Annotated in this window: 7 protein-coding genes; 6 read left to right on the top strand and 1 reads right to left on the bottom strand. The window is 40.6% G+C overall.

The features are described from left to right. The first annotated feature begins 1 nt into the window (after nucleotide 1). The 4 genes from atpA (at nucleotide 2) to ACIGHG_RS07685 (ending at nucleotide 4,607) form a co-directional block, all read left to right on the top strand. Nucleotides 2-1,510, top strand: coding sequence for a F0F1 ATP synthase subunit alpha (atpA, locus tag ACIGHG_RS07670; protein WP_090917913.1), 1,509 nt, complete (start codon nucleotides 2-4; stop codon nucleotides 1,508-1,510). Between the two features lie 204 nt (nucleotides 1,511-1,714). Further along, nucleotides 1,715-2,572, top strand: coding sequence for an ATP synthase F1 subunit gamma (atpG, locus tag ACIGHG_RS07675; protein WP_090917911.1), 858 nt, complete (start codon nucleotides 1,715-1,717; stop codon nucleotides 2,570-2,572). A gap of 218 nt (nucleotides 2,573-2,790) precedes the next feature. Continuing rightward, nucleotides 2,791-4,185, top strand: coding sequence for a F0F1 ATP synthase subunit beta (gene atpD / locus ACIGHG_RS07680; protein ID WP_336471898.1), 1,395 nt, complete (start codon nucleotides 2,791-2,793; stop codon nucleotides 4,183-4,185). A gap of 20 nt (nucleotides 4,186-4,205) precedes the next feature. Next, on the top strand, nucleotides 4,206-4,607 hold the full coding sequence (locus ACIGHG_RS07685) for a F0F1 ATP synthase subunit epsilon (RefSeq protein WP_090917905.1): 402 nt from the start codon (nucleotides 4,206-4,208) through the stop codon (nucleotides 4,605-4,607). Nucleotides 4,608-4,653: 46 nt separating this feature from the next. Here ACIGHG_RS07685 and ACIGHG_RS07690 read toward each other — a convergent pair whose 3' ends face one another. After that, complete coding sequence (locus ACIGHG_RS07690) at nucleotides 4,654-5,097, bottom strand: MarR family winged helix-turn-helix transcriptional regulator (RefSeq protein ID WP_336472101.1); 444 nt, start codon at nucleotides 5,095-5,097, stop codon at nucleotides 4,654-4,656. Nucleotides 5,098-5,419: 322 nt separating this feature from the next. Between ACIGHG_RS07690 and ACIGHG_RS07695 the strand changes: the two genes are divergently transcribed. After that, on the top strand, nucleotides 5,420-5,788 hold the full coding sequence (locus tag ACIGHG_RS07695; RefSeq protein WP_336471899.1) for an NADH-quinone oxidoreductase subunit A: 369 nt from the start codon (nucleotides 5,420-5,422) through the stop codon (nucleotides 5,786-5,788). Continuing rightward, nucleotides 5,779-6,297: an NADH-quinone oxidoreductase subunit NuoB gene (gene nuoB / locus ACIGHG_RS07700; protein ID WP_020061447.1), complete on the top strand. Its 519-nt coding sequence runs from the start codon at nucleotides 5,779-5,781 to the stop codon at nucleotides 6,295-6,297. Before ACIGHG_RS07695 ends, nuoB begins: the two co-directional genes overlap by 10 nt. Nucleotides 6,298-6,400: the final 103 nt, after the last annotated feature.

The raw sequence follows: 6,400 nt of genomic DNA on the forward strand, positions 1-6,400 counted from the left end.
CATGAGCATCAGAGCTGAAGAAATTAGCGCACTGATTAAGCAACAAATTGAAAACTATCAGTCTGAGATCGAAGTTAGCGATGTTGGTACAGTTATTCAAGTTGGTGACGGTATTGCACGTGCTCATGGTCTTGATAACGTTATGGCTGGTGAGCTTGTTGAGTTCGCTAACGGCGTTATGGGACTAGCACAAAACTTAGAGGAAAATAACGTAGGTATCATTATTTTAGGACCTTATACTGAAATTCGTGAAGGTGACGAAGTACGTCGTACAGGTCGCATCATGCAAGTGCCAGTAGGGGAAGAATTAATTGGTCGTGTTGTAAACCCACTAGGACAACCAGTAGACGGTTTAGGTCCAATTAACACAACAAAAACTCGTCCAATCGAAAGCCCAGCACCAGGTGTAATGGATCGTAAATCTGTTCATGAGCCACTTCAAACTGGTATTAAAGCGATTGACGCTCTTGTACCAATCGGCCGCGGACAACGTGAGTTAATCATCGGTGACCGCCAAACTGGTAAAACAGCTGTTGCACTTGATACAATCTTGAACCAAAAAGATCAAGATATGGTTTGTATCTATGTAGCAATCGGACAAAAAGAATCTACAGTTCGTAACGTAGTTGAAACATTACGTAAGCACGGTGCATTAGAGTACACAATCGTTGTAACTGCATCTGCTTCTCAACCTGCTCCATTATTATACTTAGCTGCATATGCTGGTGTAACAATGGGTGAGGAATTTATGTACAACGGCAAACACGTATTAGTTGTATATGATGACTTATCAAAACAAGCGGCTGCATACCGTGAATTGTCATTATTATTACGTCGTCCTCCAGGTCGTGAAGCGTATCCAGGGGATGTATTCTACTTACACTCCCGCTTACTAGAGCGTGCGGCGAAATTAAGTGATGCAAAAGGCGCTGGTTCTTTAACAGCATTACCTTTCATCGAAACACAAGCAGGGGACGTATCAGCTTACATCCCAACAAACGTAATCTCTATTACGGATGGACAGATCTTCTTACAATCTGATCTATTCTTCTCTGGTGTACGTCCAGCGATCGACGCAGGTACTTCTGTATCTCGTGTTGGTGGTGCGGCTCAGATTAAAGCGATGAGCAAAGTATCTGGTACACTTCGTCTTGACCTTGCATCTTATCGTGAATTAGAAGCGTTCGCTCAGTTCGGTTCTGACCTTGATAAAGCAACACAAGCGAAATTAAACCGCGGTGCACGTACAGTAGAAGTATTAAAACAAGGCTTACATAAGCCATTAAAAGTAGAGAAGCAAGTTATGATTCTTTACGCATTAACACGCGGATTCTTAGATGATATCCCAGTAGTAGATATCACTCGTTTCGAAGACGAGTTCCATGCTTGGTTAGATACAAATGCTGCTGAATTATTAACTGAAATTCGTACAACAACAAAACTTCCTGAAGACGAAAAAATGGCAACTGCTATTAACGGCTTCAAAAAAGTTTTCGTAGCATCTGAGTAATAAAAAGCGGAAGCGGCTCGTTAAGCCGCTCCACTTCTATATAAACAGGGCTCTTACATAGAGTGCTAACGGATATGAAGAGGAAAAGAGTAGGTGCACCTATTCTTTTCCTTCAATCATGAACAAGTATAACGATTAGGAAGATCGACAACATGGAGCTCTTTCTGATCATGCCAACTTCCGGAAAAAAGGTGGTGAAAACCTGTGGCATCTTTACGCGATATAAAAGCGAAAATTAACTCGACAAAGAAAACGAGCCAAATTACGAAAGCGATGGAGATGGTATCTGCATCGAAATTAAACCGTGCAGAACAAAATGCTAAATCTTTCGTTCCGTATATGGATAAGATTCAAGAAGTAGTAGCGAGCATAGCGCAAGGTAGCGGGGTAAATCACCCAATGCTAACAGCGCGTCCTGTGAAACGAACAGGATACATCGTTATTACATCGGATCGCGGACTAGCAGGTGGATATAACAGTAACGTTTTACGTGCAGTAAGCAACGTAGTGAAAGAGCGTCACAACATGGATGCAAACCAATACGCAATTATTGTACTTGGACGTCTAGGACGTGATTACTTAAAACGTCGTGGTTTTAATATCATTGATGAAGTAATTGGATTATCTGATCAACCAGTATTCGCTGATATTAAAGATATTGCTTCAAGAGCAATTTCGATGTTTACTGATGGTGCTTATGATGAATTGTATATTTACTACAATCATTATGTAAGTAAGATCTCACAAGAAGTAACGGAGAAGAAAATTTTACCGCTTACGGATGTGGCATCTGACAAAGCAACAACTTCATATGAATTTGAACCATCTGAAGAAGATATTTTAAAAGTATTATTGCCACAATACGCAGAGAGCTTAGTGTACGGTGCATTGCTAGACGGTAAAGCAAGTGAGCACGCAGCGCGTATGACAGCAATGAAAAGTGCTACAGACAACGCAATGGAAGTTATCGATACACTTACACTTTCCTTCAACCGCGCTCGTCAGGCAGCGATTACGCAAGAAATTACGGAAATCGTCGGCGGTGCAGCAGCGTTAGAATAAAAAAGCGGAAGCGGCTCGCTCAGAATGGGAGGGGGATGGAGCTTCAGACGTAGAGGCGTTCTTTGCCTCGCAGGAAGAAGCGAAGCCACCGACCATTCTAGCCACTGGAGCTGGATTGATAAAAAGCGGAATCGATAGTCTCGATGCAAAATATAAAAAATAAAACCGACTGTTCGCAGAAAAGCCGGTTAATTTAAAGAAAGCTAGGAGGGAACCCGATGAATAAAGGGCGCGTTACGCAAATCATGGGTCCGGTTGTAGACGTTAAGTTTGACGGCGGAAAGCTACCTGAAATCTACAATGCCCTTAGAATTAAAGAAGACACAATCGACTTAACTTTAGAAGTTGCGATTCATCTTGGTGATAATACAGTTCGTACAGTAGCAATGTCTTCTACTGATGGACTTGTTCGTGGTACAGAAGTAGAAGACACTGGTAAACCAATTTCTGTTCCAGTTGGTGATGCAACACTTGGTCGTGTATTTAACGTATTAGGTGATGCAATTGACTTAGGTGAAGAAGTAGCAGCGGATGTACGCCGTGATCCAATTCACCGCCAAGCACCTGCATTTGAAGAGCTATCTACAAAAGTAGAAATTCTTGAAACTGGTATTAAAGTAGTAGACTTATTAGCTCCTTATATTAAAGGTGGTAAAATCGGTCTATTCGGTGGTGCCGGCGTAGGTAAAACGGTATTAATCCAAGAATTAATTAACAACATCGCACAAGAGCACGGTGGTATCTCTGTATTCGCTGGTGTAGGTGAGCGTACTCGTGAAGGTAACGACTTATACCACGAAATGAGTGATTCCGGCGTAATCAAGAAAACAGCGATGGTATTCGGACAAATGAACGAGCCACCTGGAGCACGTCAACGTGTTGCGTTAACAGGTTTAACAATGGCTGAACATTTCCGTGATGAGCAAGGACAAGACGTACTTCTGTTCATCGATAATATCTTCCGTTTCACGCAAGCTGGTTCTGAAGTATCTGCCCTACTTGGTCGTATGCCATCTGCGGTAGGTTACCAACCAACACTTGCAACAGAAATGGGTCAATTACAAGAGCGTATTACATCAACAAATAAAGGGTCTATCACGTCTATCCAAGCGGTATATGTACCAGCCGATGACTACACTGACCCAGCACCAGCAACAACGTTCGCTCACTTGGATGCAACAACAAACTTAGAGCGTCGTTTAACACAAATGGGTATTTACCCAGCGGTAGATCCATTGGCATCTACATCTCGTGCACTATCTCCAGAAATCGTAGGAGAAGAGCATTATGCAGTTGCTCGTCAAATTCAGCAAACACTGCAACGTTACAAAGAGCTTCAAGATATCATCGCCATCTTAGGTATGGATGAGTTATCTGAAGAAGATAAATTAGTTGTACATCGCGCTCGTCGCGTTCAGTTCTTCTTATCACAGAACTTCCACGTAGCAGAACAGTTTACAGGTCAAAAAGGATCTTACGTACCTGTAAAAGAAACAGTTCGTGGATTTAAAGAAATTCTAGAAGGAAAACATGATGACCTTCCAGAAGACGCATTCCGTCTTGTTGGTGGTATTGAAGAAGTTGTTGAAAACGCGAAGAAAATGATGGCATAAGGCCTTAGGAGGGACGAATTATGAAGACATTTCCAGTCAGTATTGTAACTCCTGATGGACCGGTTTACGAAAACGAAGTTGAAATGGTAAGCGTAAGAGCAGAGAGCGGGGAAATGGGGATCTTAGCAGGTCACATTCCGACTGTTGCACCACTTAAAATTAGTGCAATTCGCTTAAAAAATGGTGGACATACAGATTACGTAGCAGTTAGCGGTGGCTTTATTGAAGTTCGCCCTGAGAAAGTAACAGTATTAGCACCATCTGCTGAAACAGCAAATCATATCGACGTTCATCGCGCAAACGAAGCGAAGCGCCGCGCTGAGCAACGTATGCAAGATAAACAAGCACATGTTGACTTCAAGCGTGCAGAAATGGCACTTAAACGTGCGATTAACCGTTTGGATGTTTCAAATATGAAGTAAAGAAAAAAGCCGTAAAGGGATGAACCTTTGCGGCTTTTTATAATGTTTATTTTTGGATTTTCCTAAGTAAATCTAAAAACTGTTTTTTTTCCTCATGATTCAAATTGGAAAATTGTGATGCCTGAAAGTGTTCTTGATTCGGAACCACATCATGAAATAACTTTTTTCCTTCCTCAGTCAATGAAAGGTATTTTGTTTTCCATTCCTGCTCTCGTTTAATCAATCCTAACCTTTCCATTTTGCTTAACAGTTGTGTAATATTGCCTTTCGTAACAAAAAGCTTATTTGCTAATTCTTGTTGAGATAATTTTTCATGAGAACCGACTTGAACTAAGACGTCAAACTGGGCTACTGACAGATTCCATTTTTTTAAATGTTGATTCGATTGGCGAATACTCTGGTTGTATATTCGTGATAGACGGAACCATAACATTAAACCGAGACGTTCCTCTTGTTTAGATAATGAAGAATTGTTTATGTTTTCTTTCATCATGTCACCTAATTCTTTCTTATTTACATTGAATTTATGACTAAACTGATAGGATGTCAAGGTCTATAGTCGGTTACATACCGCCGTTTTAAGGTTTTAGATAAAATTGATTTATAACTAAACTGATAAAATGTCAATATTATGTCTAGTTTCCTTTGTAAGTTTTTGTTCCTTTTCTCCAATGTATCGACATAAGAATTTGAAATTTGATATAATATCTATAATTGCATTATTTAGAAAAATTAAAAAATAATAAATGATGCAAATGAATCATAATTTGTACTGAGTGAACTTGTTTTTATGAGGGGGAGAGGGTTTCACAATGGTAAATGTATATGAAAATAGTTATATGATTGTCGTCATTTTTTTGCTATTAGGTATATTGTTGCCGGTTGTAGCACTCACCTTGGGGAAATTGCTACGTCCACATAAACCAAGTGCAGCGAAGAAAACAACATATGAAAGTGGAATTGAGCCGTTTCATGATGCAAACGTCCGCTTCCATGCCCGCTATTATATTTTTGCATTGCTTTTTGTCATTTTTGATGTGGAAACTGTGTTTTTATATCCGTGGGCGGTAGCGTATGACAAACTAGGGTTATTTGCATTAGTGGAAATGCTCATTTTTGTTATTATGCTACTCATTGGTCTTGCATATGCTTGGAAAAAGAAGGTGTTACAATGGCTATAAATTTTGAAGATATTCATCCACAGGAACGTGCTGAGTTAGAAAGAAATATATTTTTTACGACGCTTGAGCAAGTAAAAGGTTGGGCACGCAGTAATTCATTGTGGCCGATGACATTTGGATTGGCATGCTGTGCAATTGAGATGATGGGAGTCGGTTCCTCGCATTATGACTTAGATCGATTTGGTTCGTTTTTCCGTACATCCCCGCGTCAATCGGATGTCATGATTGTATCTGGAACGGTAACGAAGAAAATGGCCCCAATTGTTCGTCGTTTATATGATCAAATGCCAGAGCCGAAGTGGGTCATTGCAATGGGGTCTTGTGCAACCGCGGGCGGACCGTATGTAAATTCGTATGCTGTTGTAAAAGGGGTAGATCAAATCGTACCGGTGGATGTGTACATTCCTGGTTGTCCGCCGAATCCAGCAGCTTTAATTTACGGTATTAATAAATTAAAAGAAAAAATTCGTTACGAAGCAAAGACAGGAAAGCAGGTGACGAATAAATGAGTAATCGAGATCAAAATATAGATGATATGAAAAAAGAATTAGCAAAACATGCAAAGGAAGAGGCAAAAAAGCGCCGCGCAGCAGAGGAAGCGAAGGCAAAGGC

The organism is Bacillus sp. NPDC077411 (assembly GCF_044543425.1).
Lineage (GTDB): Bacteria > Bacillota > Bacilli > Bacillales > Bacillaceae_G > Bacillus_A > Bacillus_A bruguierae.

What these genes read in the sequence shown, in the direction of transcription:
- atpA (WP_090917913.1), top strand. Translation starts at nt 2, where the DNA reads ATGAGCATCAGAGCTGAAGAAATTAGCGCACTGATTAAGCAACAAATT.
- atpD (WP_336471898.1), top strand. Translation starts at nt 2,791, where the DNA reads ATGAATAAAGGGCGCGTTACGCAAATCATGGGTCCGGTTGTAGACGTT.
- ACIGHG_RS07685 (WP_090917905.1), top strand. Translation starts at nt 4,206, where the DNA reads ATGAAGACATTTCCAGTCAGTATTGTAACTCCTGATGGACCGGTTTAC.
- ACIGHG_RS07690 (WP_336472101.1), bottom strand. Translation starts at nt 5,097, where the DNA reads ATGAAAGAAAACATAAACAATTCTTCATTATCTAAACAAGAGGAACGT.
- ACIGHG_RS07695 (WP_336471899.1), top strand. Translation starts at nt 5,420, where the DNA reads ATGGTAAATGTATATGAAAATAGTTATATGATTGTCGTCATTTTTTTG.
- nuoB (WP_020061447.1), top strand. Translation starts at nt 5,779, where the DNA reads ATGGCTATAAATTTTGAAGATATTCATCCACAGGAACGTGCTGAGTTA.